The organism is Chryseobacterium flavum, from assembly GCF_003385595.1.
GTDB classification, from domain to species: domain Bacteria; phylum Bacteroidota; class Bacteroidia; order Flavobacteriales; family Weeksellaceae; genus Chryseobacterium; species Chryseobacterium flavum.
Genome location: NZ_QNUE01000011.1, coordinates 83,252 through 103,247, shown reverse-complemented (window position 1 = coordinate 103,247; position 19,996 = coordinate 83,252). Strand labels below are relative to the sequence as shown.

The following is a 19,996-nucleotide window of genomic DNA, read 5'->3' as shown; positions in this document are numbered from 1 at the left end:
TTTGAATTATCGTCCAAAAATACTAATAATTTTCATCACTAAAGCAAAAATGCATAAATTGATACTGATTAATAAAGAAAAAACAGGACTATTGCCCTGTTTTATGTCTATAGATACTACTCTGTTACAGACTTGAAGTATTAATTTCCCCCGAACTTAAAACCGACACTAACCTTTTAAAAGCTGTTGATCAGTTTTCCCCTTGATCTTTCGCTAAATTATAACGTTTTACAGGTCTTTTTAGCAGTTACTTTCCCATCAAACTTCCTTTATTTAGCTTAATCAATCATTTCTTAATCTTTTTTCTTCATCATTATAAGCCAAAATAATCTTTTTCACCACAGGGTGCCTTACAACATCTTCTTCCGTAAGATGTACAAAACCGATTTCATTAACCCCTTTTAATATTCTCATCGCTTCTTTCAGCCCGGATTGCTGATTTTTAGGAAGGTCAATCTGGCTGGGGTCTCCCGTAATAATAAACTTGGCATTCATCCCCATTCTGGTCAGAAACATTTTCATCTGGGCATGTGTTGTATTTTGAGCTTCATCCAGAATAACAAAAGCATCATCAAGGGTACGTCCTCTCATAAAGGCCAGAGGAGCAACCTCAATTACTTTTTTCTCCATAAAACCCTCCAGTTTTTCATGTGGAATCATATCACGAAGGGCATCATATAACGGTTGTAAATAAGGATCAAGCTTTTCTTTAAGATCCCCGGGTAAAAATCCAAGGCTCTCTCCTGCTTCTACAGCTGGTCTTGTCAGTATAATTCTTTTTACCTCTTTATCTCGTAAAGCTTTTGCTGCCAAAGCTACACTGGTATATGTTTTTCCTGTTCCTGCAGGGCCAATTGCAAAAACCATATCTTTTTTCTCAGTCTCCTTAACCAGTTTTTTAAGATTGGTTGTTTTGGCTTTAATAATTTTCCCGTTAACTCCTTTTACAATGATATCCTGATCAAAGATCAGCTGTTTTTCATTTTCATCTTTAATATTCAGAATATTTTCAACATCCTTTAGCCCTATTGAGTTGTTTTTAGATATAAACCGGACAATGTCATCCAGTTTTTGTTTCAATATATCCAAAGCCTCCTGATTTCCCATGGCAAAGATAAAATGGTCCCGTCCTGTAATTTTAAGAGTTGGAAAGGTGGATTTTATTAAGTTGAAATATTGGTTATTAACCCCATAGAAAATTTTCGCGTCTATTTCTTCCAGATCATATGTTAATTCAAACATGCAGTATTTTTATTTTTAGATTTTAAAATTAAAGCTTTTTTTCAAATTTATATCAAATTCTTTTCAACAATCTTTCGGGCTTTCTGTTTATTTAAATAACTTTGCAATACTACACTATTCTAACATTGCTCATGTCAATTATTACCCTTACTTCGGATTTCGGAAATTTAGATTACAGAGTTGCCGCTGTGAAAGGCAAAATTCTGTCTCTAAATCCTGAGGTTAATATTATTGATATAACCCACGATATCCAGGCATTCAACCTTGTACAAACATCCTATATTGTAAGAAATGCATACAAGTATTTCCCAAAAGGCACTATTCATATCCTTTCTGTGGACAGTTTTTACAATAAATCAAGAAAAAATATCCTTTATAAAGCAGACGGTTCTTATTTTCTGGCCGCTGATAATGGTCTTTTAAGCCTTGTGTTTTTTGACATCAAGCCTGAAGCGATCTATGAAATCACATTGAATAACCGTTTCGATGATATTATCAACTTTACTTCTACTGATATATTTGTTCCTGCAGCAGTTCATCTTGCTAACGGAGGGCTGCCGGAAGTAATCGGAAGGAAAATAAATACAGTAAAACAGCTGATGTTCCCGAGACCGGTCTTCAACGAATCAGAAAAAATGATCATCGGGGAAGTTACTTATATTGATAATTTCGGAAATATAATCTCAAATATCAGCAAAGACTTTTTTGAAAGCACAGGGAAAGGATACAATAGCTTTACCATAAAATTCAGAAACCTTACGCTTTCAAGAATATTCTCAAGCCATACCGAGGTAGTTTCGGATTGGGAAAGGGAAACCGAATTTCACGGACAGTCTGCTGCGATTTTCAATGACAGTCAGCTCTTGGAGCTTACCATCTACAAAGGAAGCAAGAAAAACGGTGCTAAAAGCTTGTTTGGATTGAATGTAGGTGAGAATATCTATATTGAATTTTCCTAAAATTATATATTTCATAAAAAAACCGATTTTTTTTATATATTTGTCAAAATCTAAAAATCAAAAATGGCAGAATACAAATTATTGCTTCCTTCCATGGGAGAAGGTGTTATGGAAGCGACAATTATCACTTGGTTATTCAATGAAGGTGATAACGTAAAGGAGGATGACTCCGTAGTAGAAATTGCAACAGATAAAGTAGATTCCGATGTACCGACACCAGTTTCGGGGAAAATTGTGAAAATTTTAAAGCAAAAGGACGAAGTTGCAAAAGTAGGTGAAGCCATAGCTATTTTAGAAATTGAAGGAGAAGGCGGAAATACAGTTTCAGAAGAAGTAAAAACAGAAGCTCCGGCATCTGCTCCGGATACTGAAACTTTAAAGACAATTGAAGAGCCTTTAAAAACAGCTGCTTCTTCAAATGTAGAATTTTCAGGAGACCTATACCTGTCTCCACTTGTAAAATCTATTGCACAACAGGAAAACATTTCTGAAACCGAACTGAAATCTATTAAAGGAAGCGGTTTGGAAGGAAGAATTACAAAAGAAGATATATTAGCCTATGTTGCTAGCAGAGGAAGCCAGCCCGTTCAGCAGGCAGCCCCTGTACAGGCCGCTTCTACACCACAACCGACAGTATCTGCTCCGGCAGCTACCATCCCGGTAAGTGCAGGTGATGAGATCATTCCAATGGACAGAATGAGAAAGATCATCGCTGAGAACATGGTAAAAGCAAAACAAATTGCTCCACACGTAACTTCTTTCATCGAAACAGATGTTACCAACGTTGTAAAATGGAGAAATAAAAACAAAGCAGTATTCGAAAAACGTGAAGGCGAGAAACTTACTTTCATGCCTATTTTCGTAAAAGCTGTTGTGAAAGCAATCCAGGATTTCCCGATGATCAATGTTTCTGTAAATGGTGACAACATCATTAAAAAGAAAAATATCAACATCGGTATGGCTACTGCCCTTCCGGACGGAAACCTTATTGTCCCTGTCATCAAAAATGCTGACCAGTTATCTCTTTCAGGTCTTGCAAAAGCGATCAATGACCTGGCCTACAGAGCAAGAAACAAGAAATTAAGACCAGAGGATACTCAGGGTGCAACATATACCATTTCTAACGTAGGAAGCTTTGGAAACCTTATGGGAACACCGATCATTCCACAGCCTCAGGTAGCTATTTTAGCAATCGGAGCTATTGTTAAAAAACCTGCAGTTCTTGAAACCGCTGATGGGGATGTAATCGCAATCAGAAACCTGATGTTTATGTCTCACTCTTATGACCACAGGGTAGTGGATGGATCTTTAGGGGGAATGATGCTGAAGCATGTTCACGACTACCTTGAAAACTGGGATCTGAACACAGAAATATAAGTAATGAGTAATCAGCAATAAGTAATTTTGTTGATTTTAAATACTAAACCTTCGATTTAATCGGAGGTTTTTTTGTTTTTTATATGGTTAAGTTCACTCGATTTCAAAAAAAAACAAACAATAGCCAAAATCGTTATTAAATAATTAATTAAATATGCTTAAATTTATAAAAACAATAATTATTTAAATCCAATTTTATATTATAATAAGTTTTTGTAAATTAGATTTATTAGCATTATTTTTAAACAAATAATATACAAGAAAATGGATCCGGATTACAGGAAATATGATGTCACAAGTTTTTTTGATTTCACCGAACAGGATGAAAAGCTCATTACTGAAATCTATGATCTGCTTTCTCTCTCTTATGATATTTCAGTTATTGACATTAAAGAGTCTCCTTACGAACAGTTCAGTTCTTTTGATATGTATCCGTTATTTATTCCACGCATCTGTTACCTGGTAAAGGATGTGAACAATAACCCTTTCTATCTTTTTATCATCAGTAAAGTGGGAATAAATTTCAAAGGCGGACGTTTAGATCGTAAATATGACACCATCCAGCTTTGGGGACTAAAAAGCTTAAAAGAAGACTTTGGATATATTTCCATTAATAAAAAGAAGCTAATGGATAAGATTGCAGGAATTTTCAGCAGTTTCTCCGTTAATTTTAAAGATCCTGATTTTAAAGATTTTTATGTCGTGGGAAGTGATGCATTTAAAACCATGAGTTTTTTAACCCAAAAAAGAAAAGAAGCAATAAAAAGCTTCCCTGATGAAGGCTTTAAGCTTGAAGTCAGAAACAGCATTTTAAGCTTTGGTATACCTGATATTCTTACGGTTGAAAATGCTGAAATGATTTCAAAATTTTTAAACGAAATATAATTTCCAAAATTTTACCGTAAATTCATCCCTCAAAACCTGCAAATGCTGAAAATTTTCATCCTGATACGGAAGTCCCTCAAAAATTCCTTCGACAACATCCGAAACGAACAGCTGAAGTATAACCTGCTTCAGGCAATTCCCTTTTGGATAGGGTCCGTTATTACCGGTTTTTTTGCGGTGTTGTATGCTCAGATATTTGCATGGGGAGAAAACCTCATGAATTTCATTTTTGACTGGCATGCCTGGATGATCTTCATCATTGCTCCAGTAGGTTTTGTACTTTCCTGGTGGCTGGTCAAGGAATTCGCTCCCAATGCTAAAGGAAGTGGTATTCCTCAAGTGATGGCAGCTGTAGAGCTTGCAAATCCAAAGGAACATAAAAAGATAAGAAACCTTCTGAGCATCAAGATCATCTTTTTCAAAATATTGTCTTCCGTTATTCTGGTAATCGGAGGGGGCGCAGTAGGTCGTGAAGGGCCAACAATTCAGATTGCAGGTTCCGTTTTCAGGAAAGTCAATGAATACCTTCCTGAATGGTGGCCGAAAATCTCTAAGAAGAATATGATCATGACCGGAGCGGCGGCAGGATTGGCAGCAGCATTCAATACCCCTCTGGGTGGAATTGTGTTTGCCGTAGAGGAATTATCAAAAACACACATCAACTATTTTAAAACCGCTTTATTTACAGCCGTAATTATTGCAGGATTAACAGCCCAGACTCTGGCCGGGTCTTATTTATATCTGGGATATCCGAAAACCAATGACGTATCTTTAATGGTAATGTTCCCCATTATTCTTGTCGCTGCCACAGCAGGTATTCTTGCAAGCCAGTTATCCGTTATCATGCTTAAAATTAATGCATGGAAAAAGAAAACATTGAAAACAGATAAAGCCAATATCTTGTTCCTGATTGCATGCGCCTTAATTATTGCTTCCCTTGCGTATTTTGTCAACCGCGAAATTCTGGGTTCAGGTAAGGAGATTATGGAACGTGTGCTTTTTACAAAAAATAAACATGAAGACTGGTATGTTCCTGTTTTAAGGATGCTGGGTCCTGCCCTGTCTTTTACTTCCGGAGGTGCGGGTGGTATTTTTGCACCTGCATTGACTGCCGGAGCCAGCATAGGTTCTGTGATTTCAGGAGCAATTAACCTGACACCTAATGAAACCAATGTTGTAGTTCTTGGCGGGATGGTTGCTTTTCTCACAGGAATCACCCGGGCTCCGTTTACATCAGCCATTATCGTTCTGGAAATGACCGACAGACATTCATTAATATTCCATCTGATGCTTGCCGGGATGGTTTCGTCTATTGCTTCTATATTAGTAAGCAGACATTCATTGTATGATGTTTTGAAGGTGAATTTTCTGACGGAATTGAGAGGAAAAGATTAGTTATTTAATTTAATCTTTTTTTAGCATGAGATTTAAATCTTTAAATGCATCTAATAATGCTATGGCGGTCTCATAATCAACTAGCTTTATAACTAGCTTATCCAATTCTGTTTTCGATTTTCGACTCTTATACGTCACTATATTCAAAAATACAGTACCATTATTTCTTCTTGAAATATTATGAAATTCTACTACTCTGCTTATATCCCACCAATATTTATCTTCATAATAGACACGACCTTTATTGTTCACAGAATTTATTCTAATATTATTGCCTTCAAATTCAGCTGCAAGTTTGAGCATACCATTATCACGATCCACTCCATATTCATTAATTTTATTTATTATAAAACTCTTAATTTCATCGATGCTTTGAAATTTACCTAAAATATCTGTTTTACCATTATTGTAAGTCACTTTATATATTTTAGACTTGTCTAAAGAATGAATAGGTCCGTCCAAATTATCCAATTCCTTATAGGTAATATTTGAGGTCCCAATTTCTATAAGCTTAACGTCAAGTGAGGAACCATTTTTCATGGAAATTTTGTCCTGAGAATAGCAGGTAATGCCCATTAATAAAAATGGCAAGAAATACAATTTAGTTTTCATAATAAAAGTTTTTCAGATCACAAAAATACAAAAAAATAGACCCCGATTTTATTTCGTCAAATCCATATCACCAACTATTTCCGTAGTTCTCTTGCATATAAAAAATATATTTTCTACTTTTGCACCTCGAAATAATTAACAAATTTATTTAACATTATGAACAATTACGAAACTGTTTTCATTTTAACTCCCGTTCTATCTGACGCGCAGGTGGAGGAAGCAGTGAAAAAATTTGAGGATCTTTTAAAAGAAAAGAACTGCGAAATCGTTGCTAAAGAAAACTGGGGATTAAAAAAATTAGCTTATCCGATCCAATTGAAAAAGAACGGATTCTACACTTTAATCGAGTTTAAAGGTGAAGGTACTGTAGTTGCTGATTTAGAATTAGCATTCAAGCGTGACGAAAGAGTAATCCGTTACCTAACTACAAAACTTGACAAACACGCTGTTGAGTACGCTGTAACTAGAAGAGCTAAAGTAAAAGCAGCTAAAGCTTAATTATTAACCCTATTTTTTAAAAAAGACAAGACATGGCAATAGATGAAATGGCTAAACAAGCCTCAGCAGGAGGAGAATCAGAAGTAAAATTCCTTACTCCACTTGATATCAATACAAAATCTGAAAAGAAATATTGTAGATTCAAAAAATACGGAATTAAGCACGTTGACTACAAAGATGCTGATTTCTTATTACAGTTTGTGAACGAACAAGGTAAAATCTTACCAAGAAGATACACAGGAACTTCTTTAAAATACCAAAGAAAAGTTTCTGCTGCGATCAAAAGAGCAAGACACCTTGCATTACTACCATACGTAGCTGACTTATTGAAATAAATTGCAATATGCTATAAGCCATAAGCTTTAAGCCTACTGCATATAGCTAAAACAGTTGCTGAATTCATTAATAAATTCTAACGATGTGAAGAGAAACCCGGAGTATAAAACCCCGGACTCGGAACACTAAAACGGACAACAACAATGGAAATTATCCTAAAAAAAGACGTAGAAAACTTAGGACTTGAGTTTGATACAGTAAACGTAAAACCAGGTTATGCTAGAAACTTCTTAATCCCTCAAGGATTTGCACTTTTAGCTACTCCTAAAAACAAAGCTGCTTTAGAAGCTACATTAGAAGCTAGAAAAGAAGAAGAAGCTAAATTAATCGCTGCTGCTAACGCTGTAGTTGATCAATTAAAGAAAACAGCTGTTACTATTCCTGCAAAAGTAGGTTCTGGTGATAAATTATTCGGATCTATCAACAATGCTGATTTAGCTGCTGCTTTAGAAAAAGCTGGTGTTTCTGTAGACAAAAAATATATCAAAATCCCTGGAAGTACAATCAAAAGAACAGGTAAATTCTCTGCTCTTATCAGACTTCACAGAAATGTTGAGTACAACTATGAGTTTGATATCGTTTCTGACGCTCCGGTTGAAGCTGCTCCTAAAAAAGAAGAAGCAAAAACTGAAGAAGCTTAATAAGCAACTGAGAATTTCTCAAAATTATAAACCACTTCAAACTTTGGAGTGGTTTTTTTTATTTAAAAACTTATGAAATAACGGGTTAGTGAATTGATCAGCATTTAAGATGCTCATGAACTCACTGGCTTTCCCAGAATACCATTATCTGTCCCCTCTCAGTTTTTGCTGATATTCAGTTGGAGCTACTCCAATTACCTTTTTGAAAATATTACTGAAAGAAGACAGGCTATTGTATCCTACCATCATCGCTATCTCATACATATTATACTTTCCTTCCAGCATCAGTTCAAGAGAGCGGGTAATTCTTAAGGCCCGCAAAAAACGGACGTAATTCATGCCTAAAATCTCCTTAAACTTTCTGGAAAGTGTTCTGGTACTCATTCCGAATTCTTTCGCTGTAGATTCTATGGTGAGAGGCTTTTCCAGGTTAGCATGAATATATTTTGCAATTTTCAGCAGGGCCTCGTCCTTAGGAAAAGGATGTTGAACCGGAAATGCCAGCTTTCTGTCCCGTTTTTCAGGCAAAACTCCTTTTAAGGCTTTGAGAAAATAATATTTAGATCCATCATTTTTTGTGATTTTTCCATCCCAGTCTTTGGTATACAAAATCATCTCTCTGAGTAAATTGTTTACCGAATAAATATTAATTTCATCAAAAAAGCCATTTTCATTTTCTTCTTTTTTGAAATAAAAGTTATACAGATCAACTTTAGGGCTTGTTGAAAAAATATAGTGAGGGGTTCCTGCAGGAATCCACATAAAACATCTGGCAGGAAGATACCAGTGTTTCAAATCTGTAAAAACATGCACTATACCTCCTTCTGCATATACTAATTGAGCAGAACTATGATAATGAATGTCAGTGGTTATATTTCCGGTAAGCACATGATAGATGTAAAACTCAGCATCTTCTTCTTCTACCGCTTTAAAATGACTGTTGTTCATGAAATAAAGGTAAGAATATTTTTTAATTTGGCGTAAATGAGCAAATATTTTTCTGTTTTCACAAATAGAGTCTTAACGTACTGATCGTAACTTTGCTGCATCAAAATCATTTTAGCAAAAATCCTTTAATTAAATTATGAATATGATATTTAACGCATGCAAATATCAGTGCATTGCGTTGTGCTTATTATTGGTAAGCAGCCTTTTACATTCACAGATGGCCGATTATCAGCATCTCAGCTTACAACAGGCTTTAGAAACCGGATTAAAAAACAATAAGAAGATCCGGATGAGCCATTTACAACAGGAAATGGCTGTAACAAAGGAGAAAGATCTCAAAATGGAAAAGCTGCCTGACATTGAATTCCATACCAGCTACAACCAGGTAACGAATCTTTTTCAGCATCAGGATGGCTTATTTAATAAAGCTACAAAATATGATGTTATCAATGGGATGTATGATTTTACCCTGTCTGCATCTATTCCTGTTTATATGGGAGGTAAAATAAAAAACAGTGAAAAAAAGGCGTCTATTGATACTGAAATCTCATCTTTGAGAACCCATGCAGATCAAAGACAGCTTAAAATGGAGATCATTACCGCTTTTTTGCAGATCCATCATTTAAAAGAACAACAAAGCCTTATCAATGATAAAATGAAAGAGGACTCTGTGAATATCAGGCAGGTTAAAGTCCTTAAATCAAATGGTGTTGTAACGGTAAATGAGGTACTGAGAACCTCGTTACAGCTTTCTAATCATAAAATGAGCTGGACTGAGCTGGACAATGACATTCAGATTGCGGAACATAAGCTGAAAACCATTCTTTCACTTCCTGAAAATCTGGAAATGCACGTAGATACGGAAGATCTGATCTCTGATAAAGCAGATATTCCCTACATTAATGAAGTAACCGAGACAGCATTACATAAAAATGAATCTGTTGAGATTACCCATAAGAATCTTTCACTGAAGGAGCTGGAGCAGAAGATTATAAAAGCCAATTATCTGCCTAAGATTACGGCGGGTGGAGAATATTTTCTTAAATATCCCAATATGATGTTTTTCCCTCCTGAGCCATATGCATACCGTTTGGGAATGATCGGAATAAATCTCACCTATCCTATTGAGAACCTGTACAAAAATAAATATAAAATGCAGGAAGCCAAAGAAAATATTGATATGGCAAAGCTTCAGATTGAGGAAAATGAAGAAAAAATAAGACACAGCGTATATGAAGCTTATAAAAAATTTGAAGAAACAGAGCAGAAAGTGAAAATTGCTGAAGAAGCTATTGAGCAGGCCAAAGAAAATTACCGTATTGTAAGAACAAAGTATGCCAATAAATTAAGTCTTATTACTGAGCTTATTGATGCCGACAATGCCTATCTGGAAGCTCAATCTAACCTTATCTCTGTAAAAATTAACCGTCAACTAAAATATTATCAACTCCAATATGCAATTGGAAACTTATAAAAACTATGGCAAAGAAACAACTGACACAAAAGGAAAAAAGAATCAATAAAACAATCACTTTACTGGCCTGGATCCTTATCATCAGTGGAATTACAGGAATGATAAGCTTTTACTTGTTTTCAAGAAAAAATGTAACCACAAATGACGCACAGATCGAACAATACATAACCCCTGTGTCCAGCAAAGTTTCAGGTTTTATCAAAACGATCAGGTTTAATGAAAATCAATTTGTACATAAAGGGGATACGCTGATCATTATAGACAACAGGGAATTTGTAAATCAGGTAAAAGCTGCTGAAGCAAACCTTCATGCCACTGCGGAAAATATTACAACAATTGAAAGCGGTGTAAATACCAGGGTTAGCGATACCAGGATCATAGATGCCAAAATAGCTTCCGCAAAAATTGATATCTGGAAAACGGAACAGGATTACAAAAGATATAAAAACCTGCTGGCAGAAGATGCAGCGACGGAACAGGAATTTGAAAATGTAAAGGCTTCTTATGAACAGGCAAAAGCAAATCTGGTGGCATTGGACCAACAAAAAAATGCCATCAGAGCAGGGGCCAATGAACAGAAAACAAAGGTTGCACCGGCCAGGAGCCAGATTCAGCAAAGCTCGGCTAATCTTAATAACGCCAGGCTGTTCCTTTCTTATACCGTGATCACTGCTCCTTATGACGGCTGGGTTGGAAAGAAAACTATTCAGGAAGGACAGCTGATTAAAGAAGGGCAGGCTTTAGTACAGATGGTAAGCAAAGAAAAATGGATCATTGCCAATTATAAAGAAACCCAGCTTGGGCAAATTGATCAGAAAAAAGAAGTTATCATTACCGCTGATGCTTATCCGGATATTGAATTTAAAGGGAGGATTGTTTCGGTTTCCCCTGCATCAGGTTCACAGTTTTCATTGGTAAAACCGGATAATGCAACCGGAAACTTCGTAAAAATTGAACAGAGATTCCCTGTAAAGATTATTCTTGAAAACAATAAAGAAAATGAAAAGCTTCTTTCGGGAATGAACGTTCTGGTCAGCGCAAAAAAAATATAAGTCTGAATATGGAATTTTTAGATGTTAGAAAATGAATTATTGATTTGATTTATTTCAGCGAAAAGGCAAAATTGCAAAAAATCGCAGATCTGCTAATTTTTTCTCGAGCATATTTGTCATTTTACCTTTTACTTTTTTTACACCTTTGCTCTTTTGTCTTTTCGCACTTTTTAATCTGCCAAGAAAACATATTCATCAATAATATTACGATCCGGTAAAATGATGTAAAGCGTCTTTATATGTTCTTAAACATTATTTAATTTTCTAAGCATGCAACACAATACAGTTTATCATAAATGGGTACCACAATGGCTGAAACTGCCACTTCTTATCCTGGCATTGTTTCCCCACCTGATGTTGTTGTCGCTCTTGCATTCCAACAGCGCCTTCACTTCTTCTTTTATGGATGCAGATTCAGATGACATCCAATACTTAATGATTTTGATGTATGGGACATTTGTGGTTACCCTTTTGGTTTTACAGCGATTTATGTCCTATTTCAGTGTGAAATATTACGTTCTGCTGATGTCTTCCATTTCTGTGATTATTCTTTATATTTTATCAGTTACAAATGATTACCATGTGATTCTGGTGATCCGTTTTCTGGAAGGAATTTTTGGTCTTCTGGAAGGAGCTATTTTTCTTCCCCTTATTATTGCTGAACTAAAAACAAAACATGCAAAAGTGCTGGCTTATCTTGTTATGTATGCCATCATGCTTACGGGTGGAACCGTTACCACTACTCTATTGAAATCAAGTATTGAAGATTATGACTTTCAGCATATGGTTTTAATGATGGTTTATTTTCACATTTTTGTTTTGATAATCGGAATAACAATTTTCAATAAAAACAGATTTTTCCCAAAAAAGCCATTGTATCAGCTGGATATACCAAGCTGGTTCCTGCTTTGGGTCTGTCTTCAGTCCGGAAGCTATGCTATCATTTATGGAAAAAGACTTATGTGGTTTGAATCGGATACCATTATCTTCTGTTTATTTCTGTTTCTTCTTTCCGGAGGGTTATTCATGCTCAAGCAGAGAAACTCAAAAAGACCTCTTTTCCATTTTGAAGTGTTCAGCTCAAAAAATGTTGTTGCAGGAATGATTTTATTTTTCATCTTTTATCTCATCCGATCAGGTTTGAATAACGTTTACAGTATTATGGCTACCGTGTGGAAATGGCCGTGGGATTATATTGTCAATATTCAGTACTGGAATGTTGCCGGAACATTACTTGGAGTTTTCCTATCAGGAGTATGTCTGATGCGGGGTATTTCCTCAAGAATTGTGTTTTTTTCAGGATTTCTTTTACTGGCTGTAGATTGTGCATGGTTTACTTATACTTTTTATCCGGATACTACACTTGCTACCATATGCCCTCCATTATTCCTGCAGGGAGCAGCACAGGGATTATTATTTACCCCCCTGGTTTTTTTCCTGATTTCAGGGGTGCCGGAAGAGTATGTATCCAATGCTACCGCCCTGGGTACAACCACAAGGTTCTGGACAACAGCCATAGGATATGCATTAATGCAGAATACAATGCTTTTCCTTACCTTAAAACATTCTGATACCTTAAGTTTTAATCTCACGGACACCAATCCTGTTTTTTACAACCAGTGGAATCATATTTTAGGAACACATATTACAAAGCTTCCTGTTAACGAATCCATATCAGTAACAATGGGCACTTTTAAATCAAAAATAACCGCACAATCCATTCTGCTTTCCAATATGGAGATATTTACAGGATTATTCTGGTTAGCATTGGTTACTGCACTTCTTTTATTACTGTATCATCCTGTGAAGATTGCAATAAGAAATATTATGTAGAAAAACTATTCTTATATACCTTGTATCTGACTTTGGCCAGTTTATTGTTCGTTTTTTTAAAACTGAGAAATACAAAAATACAACCTTGATATGGAAATTGAAAAGATTTTACTGAAACAAAAGGATTTTTTTAAGACACATCAGACAAAAAGTCTTTCATTCAGAAAAATGTATCTTGAAAAACTTCGTGATCTGATTATCACCAACGAAAATGTCTTATTTGAAGCCATTAACAAAGATTTTGGAAAATCCGGATTTGATACCTTTAGTACAGAGATTTCCTTCATTCTGAATGATATTGATTACTATTTAAAAAATCTTAAAGCCCTTGCAAAACCAAAGAAAGTAAGAACTAATCTTGTCAACCAACCCGGAAGCAGTAAAATTTATACTGAACCACTGGGTTGTGTATTGGTTATAGGAGCATGGAATTACCCTTACCAGCTGTCACTCTCTCCTGTTATTGCGGCAATGGCTGCAGGAAACTGCTGTATTCTGAAACCCAGTGAAATAGCAGAAAACACCATGAACGCCATGACCTTCATTATCAATGAAAACTTTCCGTCTGAGTATCTTTATGTGTATGAAGGAGGTATTGAGGAAACAACAGTTCTTTTACAATTAAAATTTGACAAAATATTCTTTACAGGAAGCACAAAAGTAGGAAAGATTGTTTACAAAGCTGCAGCAGAGCACCTCACTCCTGTAACGCTTGAATTGGGCGGAAAATCTCCGGCTATTGTTACTAAAAATGCTAATCTGGAAATAGCTGCCAAAAGAATTGTATGGGGAAAATTTCTCAACGCAGGTCAAACCTGTGTAGCTCCGGATTACTTATTGGTTGAAGAAACCATTCAGGAGCAGTTTCTGGAAATGCTCAGAAAATATATCAAAGAGTTTAAATATGAACCGGGATCTGAGCAATATACAAGAATCATTAACCAAAGAAATTTCCAGCGCCTTATACACCTTATTGATAAAGAAAAAATCTATTCCGGAGGAAATTTCGATGAAGAAGAGCTGTACATCGAACCTACTATCCTGCATCATATTGACTGGAATAGCGAAATCATGCAGGAAGAAATTTTCGGACCACTCCTGCCCGTCATCAGTTTTCAAAGCTACAATGCGGCTCTTAATAATGTTTCAGAACTTGAAAAACCACTGGCAGCATACCTTTTTACCAATAATTCTGAAGAAAAAGAAACTTTTACCCGGAAACTTTCTTTCGGAGGAGGATGCATCAATGATACAGTGATGCATTTAAGCAATGACAATCTTCCATTTGGAGGAGTGGGAGGTTCCGGTATAGGAAATTACCACGGGAAATATGGTTTTGAAGCCTTCTCCCATCAAAAAGCAATTCTTGAAAAAGCAACATGGGGTGAACCCAATATCAAATATCCCCCCTATTCTGAGAAAAAATTAAACTGGATCAAGAAATTACTGTAATTATTCCCGAATTGGAGAATTTTAAAAATAATATTGTAGTTTTATTTTTGTTAATCATAAATAAAACAATATGAAAAATTTAAAAAAATTATCAAGAGAAAAGTTAAGATCAATTTCAGGAGGTAAGTCATGTGCAGCTTCTTGCTCAGATGGCTCTATGGTTTATGTAAGCTCATGTACATCATGTATCAGTTATTCAGGAGGGGCTGCTTGTCATAATTCTCATGAGCAGAGCATTTATGTTGAAAATTGTTAATTAAAAGCCATATCATATGGAAGTTATGATATGGCTTTTATATATTTAAGGTACTTTCAAAAGCTCTTGAATACTATCCGCTACAAAACTTTTCCAGTCTGTAAAAATTCTTTCACTTTTGTTTTACTATACCCTTTTCCGTCTTCTAAAATTTCACTTTGCTGGACATAAAGTTTTTTTCCATTTTTATCCAAAATAATAAAGAATGGATAAAATTGTTGTTCGTTAATATTGATATACTGTGCAAAGACCTTTTCATTCTTATTATCCGGAGAATAATTCAGGTGATAGTACAGATAATTTTTGTCTACAATTTCCTTCAGTTCAGGAGTTGTCTGTACAAAATTATTAAAACGCAGGCACCAGATACACCAGTTACCCCCAGCCTGGATCATAATATTTTTACCTTCTTTCTTAGCCTGAGCGACTAATCTGTTAATATCGGCCTGAGCATCCGCTTTTGGATCATAGGGTTTAGGCAGCTTTGCTTTTTCTTCAGCTGCTTTTTTCTTAGCGTCAAGCCCCGCCTGGTCAGCAGGAGCCAATAAAGCTGTTTTCTGTTTTCCGTTATCAGGTTCGCTCTTTGTATTTTGAGAAATAGCTACTGTACTTAGTCCCAGAAAAGCTAACAATGTCAATTTTTTCATACCATAAAAATAAAAAAATACTATATATCCCCCAGCAAAAATAGAACCATAATTTTATTATCACTAAATTTGCCTGTTTTATGAATTTCCTGATCAAAATATTATATTTCATTTCTAAACTTCCGCTTAAGGTATTATATATTTTTTCGGATGTTATTTTCTTCCTGAACTATTACCTTATAGGTTACAGAAAAAAAGTAATCACCCAAAATTTAAGAAACTCCTTCCCGGATAAATCTGAAGAGGAGATCAGAAAAATACGTAAGAAGTTTTACCTGAATTTCTCAGATTATCTGGTAGAAACAATAAAATCTTTCAGCATCTCTGAAACAGAATCCAGAGTGCGGATGCAACACATTAACCAGGATCTATTTCATGAGGCTAAAGAAGAAGGTAAAAATATTATACTGCTGGCCGGCCATGTCTTCAACTGGGAATGGATTAATGCTCTGGCACGAATAATTCCTCAGGATCATTGTCATCCTGTTTACAGAAAGGTAAACAGTGATTTCTGGGAAAACCAGATGAAAAAGGTCCGCAACAAATTCGGAAATGAAGCCCTGGAAGCAAATGAAGTAATCCTGAATATCTTCCGGTCCAAAAACGATGGTAATTCCGCTTATATGTTTGTTGCCGATCAGACGCCCCATTTCTCTCATGTAACGTATGGTCTGGAATTTCTAAATCAGCGTACTCCCGCTTTTATCGGCTATGACAAGCTGGCGACAAGAATGGATCTTGCATTTATTTACTGTGAGATGAAAAAAGTAAAGCGTGGCTATTATCAGGTCAACTACCACAGGATCTATCCGGATGACGAAAAGTTTACAGAATATGAGGTCGTTAAAAAATTTCATAAGTTACTGGAAAATACTTTACATAAATATCCGGACAATTATCTTTGGTCTCATAGAAAGTGGAAATACCAGGATTCTATTAAAACTTTTGATTCTGAAAAATAATAAATGTACATGCAGAAAAAACTGGCTGTTGCCATCTTAAACTGGAATGGTAAAAACTGGCTTGAGAAATTCCTGCCTGATGTGGTTCAATTTTCTCAAAGTGCAGATATTTTTGTGATTGATAATTTATCTACAGATGATTCTATAGAGTTTCTGGCTCAGCATTTTCCCTCTGTAAAAGTTATTAAAAATCAAAAAAACCTTGGTTTTGCAGGAGGTTATAATGAAGGATTAAAAGAAATCAAGAATGAATATTATTGTCTTCTTAATTCCGATGTGGAAGTTACAGAAAACTGGATAGAACCGGTATTGGAAATACTGGAAAAAAATTCTGATGTATCAGCAGTACAACCTAAAATTTTGTCTTACGATAATAAAAATTACTTTGAATTTGCTGGTGCCGGAGGTGGCTTAATTGATAATCTGGGATACCCCTATTGCCGGGGAAGAATTTTTGATGATCTGGAAGAAGATCACGGACAATATAATGATGAAACAGAAATTTTCTGGGCTTCAGGATGTTGTTTTTTTATCCGGTCAAAAGATTTTTGGGAACAGAATGGTTTTGATGAAAGGTTTTTTGCCCACCAGGAAGAAATTGACTTATGCTGGAGACTGATCAATTCCGGAAAAAAAATATTTTATACAGGAAAGTCTGTAGTATATCATGTAGGTGGAGGAACATTAAATAAACAAAGTGCTCAAAAGACCTACTTAAATTTCAGAAACAATCTTTCGATGATGCTGAAAAACCTGCCTTTTCCAAGGCTGATCTGGCTCATCTTTTTCAGGTTGTGCCTGGATGGTATTGCCGGAATTTATTTTGGAATTAAACAAGGTTTTCCACATCTTTGGGCGGTGGTAAGAGCCCATTTCGGATTTTACAGACAAATCCCCGGAACATGGAAACTACGTCAGAAATGTCAAAAAGACCAATACTATCAGTCAAAATGGTTAATTTTCAGGCATTTTCTGGGGCGCAATAAGTAATTGGACCATAGAAAATTTGTAATTTCAAAGTGATACATTTGAACCGTAAATCAGGAACCTGAATCAATAATAATAAAAACAATGGACTTCTGTGCTATAGATTTTGAAACAGCAACTCATGAGAAAAGCTCGGCTTGTGAGATGGGAATCTGCGTGGTTCAGGACTCCAAAATTGTAGAAACCAGGACCTGGCTGATCAAACCTCCCAGTTTTCCCTATTTCAATAAATTTAATATTGCCGTGCACGGAATACAGCCGGAAGATGTTAAAGATGCCCCTACTTTTGATGAAGTATGGTATGAAGCTCAGGAGCTGATGTACGGAACATTAATGATTGCACATAATGCAAGTTTCGATGCTTCTGTTCTCAGGGGTTGTTTTGAGTATTACGGAATGTTTCCTCCTAGTTTAAATTACCTCTGCAGCATACAGCTGGCAAAAAAATCGTGGAATTATCTTCCTAAATACGGACTGAAACCGCTTGCTGAATATCACCAGATCAGTTTCAATCATCACAGAGCTGGAGCTGATGCTGAAGTATGTGCTAAAATTTCTTTACTGGCATTTGAGAAACTCTTCCTCACCAGTAATGATGAAGTACAGGAATATATGAAAGCAAAGATTAAAAGACTTTAATAGAACAGGTACTGAACGCGGGTTCTTATCCGGTTACTATGTGTATAAATCTTTAATTGCTTAAAACCTCAGACAGCAGATTGAATTTTGGAATGTCGATCTCAAAAGTCTCCTGTGTCTGCATGTTTTTAACCAGGTATTTTCCACTCATATTCCCTACCCCGGACCGAAGCATTACATTTGAGAAATAAGCAAAATTTTCACCTGTTTTTATCTCCGGAGTCAAACCAATCACTCCGTCACCTATAATTTCAGTATATCCAAAACCTACATCAAAAATCAACCACTTTCTTTTAAGTACCTTCACAGGAAAACTTCCGTCATTTTCTATGGTAATATTATACTTAAAAACATAACGGTTCTCAGATGGATAACTGTTCTTACTATCATATTCAGGTATTACTGAAACTTTGATATTGGAAGTCATTTTTGAAAACATCATTGTAGTATTTTCTTAATAGATACAAAAATCTCGCCTTTTTTAAGGCGAGATTGTATATTCACATTATAATTTTATTAAAATATTATAATCCAAGACCTTTTCTTTCGTCTCCTCCCATTAATATCTCAACAGGATTATCAATTCCTTCTTTCACTGCGACAAGGAATCCTACAGATTCTTTTCCGTCAATGATCCTGTGGTCGTAAGACATTGCTACATACATCATTGGTCTGATTACTACCTGTCCGTCAACAGCTACCGGTCTCTGGATGATGTTATGCATTCCCAAGATTGCAGATTGCGGAGGATTGATGATCGGTGTAGACATCATAGATCCGAAAGTACCACCATTTGTAATAGTGAATGTACCTCCGGTCATTTCATCAACTGTAATTTTTCCATCTCTTACTTTTGTAGCAAGATCTTTAATATTGGCTTCAATAGCACTGAAAGACATGTTTTCTGCATTTCTCAATACAGGAACCATTAATCCTTTAGGACCTGATACTGCAATTGAAATATCACAGAAGTCATAGTTTACTTTGAAATCTCCGTCAATAGATGCGTTTACATCCGGATACATTTGTAATGCTCTGGTAACTGCTTTTGTAAAGAAAGACATAAATCCAAGCCCAACTCCGTGTTTTTGAGCGAACTCTTCTTTGTATTGCTTTCTTAATCTGAAGATTTCAGACATGTCAACTTCATTGAAAGTAGTCAACATTGCTGTTTCATTCTTCACAGAAACCAATCTCTGCGCTATTTTTCTTCTTAGAACTGAAAGCTTCGTAGTGGTTGTAGATCTTGAACCTGTTGCAGTAAGAGGGTTTCCTCCTAATGCAGGAACTGCAGCCAGTTCAGCATCAGTTTTAGTGATTCTTCCGTCTCTTCCGCTTCCTGAAACCTGTCCGGCTTCAATTCCTTTTTCATCAAGAATCTTTTTAGCTGCAGGAGACGGAGCCCCTGTTGCATAAGTTTGTACAGCAGGTGCCGGAGTTGCTGGCTTCGGAGCTTCCTGTTTAGCCGGTTCAGCAGCTTTCGGAGCTTCTTCTTTTTTTGGAGCTTCAGCAGCAGGTGTACTACCTTCCGGCTTAGCAGCATCCATATCAATTAAACAAACTACCTGACCTACTTGTACCACATCACCTTCTTCTGCTTTCAAAGTAATTACACCACTTTGTTCTGCCGGCAATTCAAGAGTTGCTTTGTCTGAGTCTACTTCAGCGATAGGTTGATCTTTTTCTACATAATCACCATCTTTTACAAGCCAAGTTGCAATTTCAACTTCTGTAATTGATTCGCCCGGTGAAGGAACTTTCATTTCTAAAACTGACATATCGAGTATTTTTTATTTTTTTA

General features: G+C 35.9%; 21 protein-coding genes. 15 read left to right on the top strand and 6 right to left on the bottom strand.

Features of this window, described 5'->3' with window-relative positions; translation table 11 throughout:
• Positions 1–282: 282 nt before the first annotated feature.
• Positions 283–1,242, bottom strand: a complete 960-nt coding sequence (locus tag DRF59_RS14205; protein ID WP_115961394.1) for a PhoH family protein — start codon at positions 1,240–1,242, stop codon at positions 283–285.
• Positions 1,243–1,373: 131 nt separating this feature from the next.
• Between DRF59_RS14205 and DRF59_RS14200 the strand changes: the two genes are divergently transcribed.
• The 4 genes from DRF59_RS14200 to DRF59_RS14185 all read left to right on the top strand — a co-directional run bounded on the left by DRF59_RS14200 (position 1,374) and on the right by DRF59_RS14185 (position 5,858).
• Positions 1,374–2,201 carry an SAM hydrolase/SAM-dependent halogenase family protein gene (locus DRF59_RS14200; RefSeq protein ID WP_115961391.1) on the top strand — a complete coding sequence of 276 codons (828 nt, stop codon included), beginning with the start codon at positions 1,374–1,376 and terminating at the stop codon, positions 2,199–2,201.
• Between the two features lie 63 nt (positions 2,202–2,264).
• Entirely contained in the window at positions 2,265–3,578 is a 1,314-nt protein-coding gene (locus DRF59_RS14195; protein WP_115961388.1) for a dihydrolipoamide acetyltransferase family protein, read from the top strand.
• 264 nt (positions 3,579–3,842) lie between these two features.
• A complete protein-coding gene (locus DRF59_RS14190; protein ID WP_115961385.1) occupies positions 3,843–4,463 on the top strand; it encodes a hypothetical protein in 621 nt (206 codons plus the stop codon).
• Between the two features lie 42 nt (positions 4,464–4,505).
• Positions 4,506–5,858: a chloride channel protein gene (locus tag DRF59_RS14185; RefSeq protein WP_115961383.1), complete on the top strand. Its 1,353-nt coding sequence runs from the start codon at positions 4,506–4,508 to the stop codon at positions 5,856–5,858.
• Positions 5,859–5,867: 9 nt separating this feature from the next.
• On the opposite strand, the gene DRF59_RS14180 is transcribed toward DRF59_RS14185, so the two are convergent.
• The gene (locus DRF59_RS14180; protein ID WP_115961380.1) at positions 5,868–6,470 is read right to left on the bottom strand and encodes a hypothetical protein; all 603 of its coding nucleotides are present in this window, start codon (positions 6,468–6,470) and stop codon (positions 5,868–5,870) included.
• Positions 6,471–6,626: 156 nt separating this feature from the next.
• Between DRF59_RS14180 and rpsF the strand changes: the two genes are divergently transcribed.
• The 3 genes from rpsF to rplI all read left to right on the top strand — a co-directional run bounded on the left by rpsF (position 6,627) and on the right by rplI (position 7,945).
• The gene (gene rpsF / locus DRF59_RS14175; RefSeq protein WP_115961377.1) at positions 6,627–6,968 is read left to right on the top strand and encodes a 30S ribosomal protein S6; all 342 of its coding nucleotides are present in this window, start codon (positions 6,627–6,629) and stop codon (positions 6,966–6,968) included.
• 32 nt (positions 6,969–7,000) lie between these two features.
• Positions 7,001–7,303 (top strand): 30S ribosomal protein S18, encoded by a 303-nt coding sequence (rpsR, locus tag DRF59_RS14170; RefSeq protein ID WP_002979091.1) that lies wholly within the window; start codon positions 7,001–7,003, stop codon positions 7,301–7,303.
• A 144-nt stretch (positions 7,304–7,447) separates the two neighbouring features.
• Positions 7,448–7,945, top strand: coding sequence for a 50S ribosomal protein L9 (gene rplI, locus DRF59_RS14165; protein ID WP_115961374.1), 498 nt, complete (start codon positions 7,448–7,450; stop codon positions 7,943–7,945).
• A 144-nt stretch (positions 7,946–8,089) separates the two neighbouring features.
• Here rplI and DRF59_RS14160 read toward each other — a convergent pair whose 3' ends face one another.
• Positions 8,090–8,893, bottom strand: a complete 804-nt coding sequence (locus DRF59_RS14160; protein ID WP_115961371.1) for a helix-turn-helix domain-containing protein — start codon at positions 8,891–8,893, stop codon at positions 8,090–8,092.
• A 136-nt stretch (positions 8,894–9,029) separates the two neighbouring features.
• Between DRF59_RS14160 and DRF59_RS14155 the strand changes: the two genes are divergently transcribed.
• The 5 genes from DRF59_RS14155 to DRF59_RS21295 all read left to right on the top strand — a co-directional run bounded on the left by DRF59_RS14155 (position 9,030) and on the right by DRF59_RS21295 (position 14,960).
• Complete coding sequence (locus DRF59_RS14155) at positions 9,030–10,367, top strand: TolC family protein (protein ID WP_241505601.1); 1,338 nt, start codon at positions 9,030–9,032, stop codon at positions 10,365–10,367.
• 5 nt (positions 10,368–10,372) lie between these two features.
• Positions 10,373–11,419, top strand: a complete 1,047-nt coding sequence (locus tag DRF59_RS14150) for an HlyD family secretion protein (protein WP_115961365.1) — start codon at positions 10,373–10,375, stop codon at positions 11,417–11,419.
• 270 nt (positions 11,420–11,689) lie between these two features.
• Entirely contained in the window at positions 11,690–13,252 is a 1,563-nt protein-coding gene (locus tag DRF59_RS14145) for an MFS transporter (RefSeq protein WP_115961362.1), read from the top strand.
• Between the two features lie 90 nt (positions 13,253–13,342).
• Positions 13,343–14,704: an aldehyde dehydrogenase gene (locus DRF59_RS14140; protein ID WP_115961359.1), complete on the top strand. Its 1,362-nt coding sequence runs from the start codon at positions 13,343–13,345 to the stop codon at positions 14,702–14,704.
• Between the two features lie 70 nt (positions 14,705–14,774).
• Positions 14,775–14,960, top strand: coding sequence for a bacteriocin-like protein (locus tag DRF59_RS21295; protein WP_115961356.1), 186 nt, complete (start codon positions 14,775–14,777; stop codon positions 14,958–14,960).
• 80 nt (positions 14,961–15,040) lie between these two features.
• On the opposite strand, the gene DRF59_RS14130 is transcribed toward DRF59_RS21295, so the two are convergent.
• Positions 15,041–15,607 (bottom strand): thioredoxin family protein, encoded by a 567-nt coding sequence (locus DRF59_RS14130; protein WP_115961353.1) that lies wholly within the window; start codon positions 15,605–15,607, stop codon positions 15,041–15,043.
• Between the two features lie 80 nt (positions 15,608–15,687).
• Here DRF59_RS14130 and DRF59_RS14125 point away from each other — a divergent pair, with 80 nt between their 5' ends.
• The 3 genes from DRF59_RS14125 (at position 15,688) to DRF59_RS14115 (ending at position 18,195) form a co-directional block, all read left to right on the top strand.
• Entirely contained in the window at positions 15,688–16,569 is an 882-nt protein-coding gene (locus DRF59_RS14125) for a lysophospholipid acyltransferase family protein (protein WP_115961350.1), read from the top strand.
• Between the two features lie 9 nt (positions 16,570–16,578).
• Complete coding sequence (locus DRF59_RS14120) at positions 16,579–17,559, top strand: glycosyltransferase family 2 protein (protein ID WP_115961347.1); 981 nt, start codon at positions 16,579–16,581, stop codon at positions 17,557–17,559.
• An 81-nt stretch (positions 17,560–17,640) separates the two neighbouring features.
• Positions 17,641–18,195 carry a 3'-5' exonuclease gene (locus DRF59_RS14115; RefSeq protein ID WP_115961344.1) on the top strand — a complete coding sequence of 185 codons (555 nt, stop codon included), beginning with the start codon at positions 17,641–17,643 and terminating at the stop codon, positions 18,193–18,195.
• A 52-nt stretch (positions 18,196–18,247) separates the two neighbouring features.
• Here DRF59_RS14115 and apaG read toward each other — a convergent pair whose 3' ends face one another.
• Together apaG and odhB are read right to left on the bottom strand one after the other, a co-directional pair.
• Entirely contained in the window at positions 18,248–18,637 is a 390-nt protein-coding gene (gene apaG / locus DRF59_RS14110) for a Co2+/Mg2+ efflux protein ApaG (RefSeq protein WP_115961341.1), read from the bottom strand.
• A gap of 82 nt (positions 18,638–18,719) precedes the next feature.
• The gene (gene odhB / locus DRF59_RS14105) at positions 18,720–19,973 is read right to left on the bottom strand and encodes a 2-oxoglutarate dehydrogenase complex dihydrolipoyllysine-residue succinyltransferase (RefSeq protein WP_115961338.1); all 1,254 of its coding nucleotides are present in this window, start codon (positions 19,971–19,973) and stop codon (positions 18,720–18,722) included.
• Between the last annotated feature and the right edge of the window lie 23 nt (positions 19,974–19,996).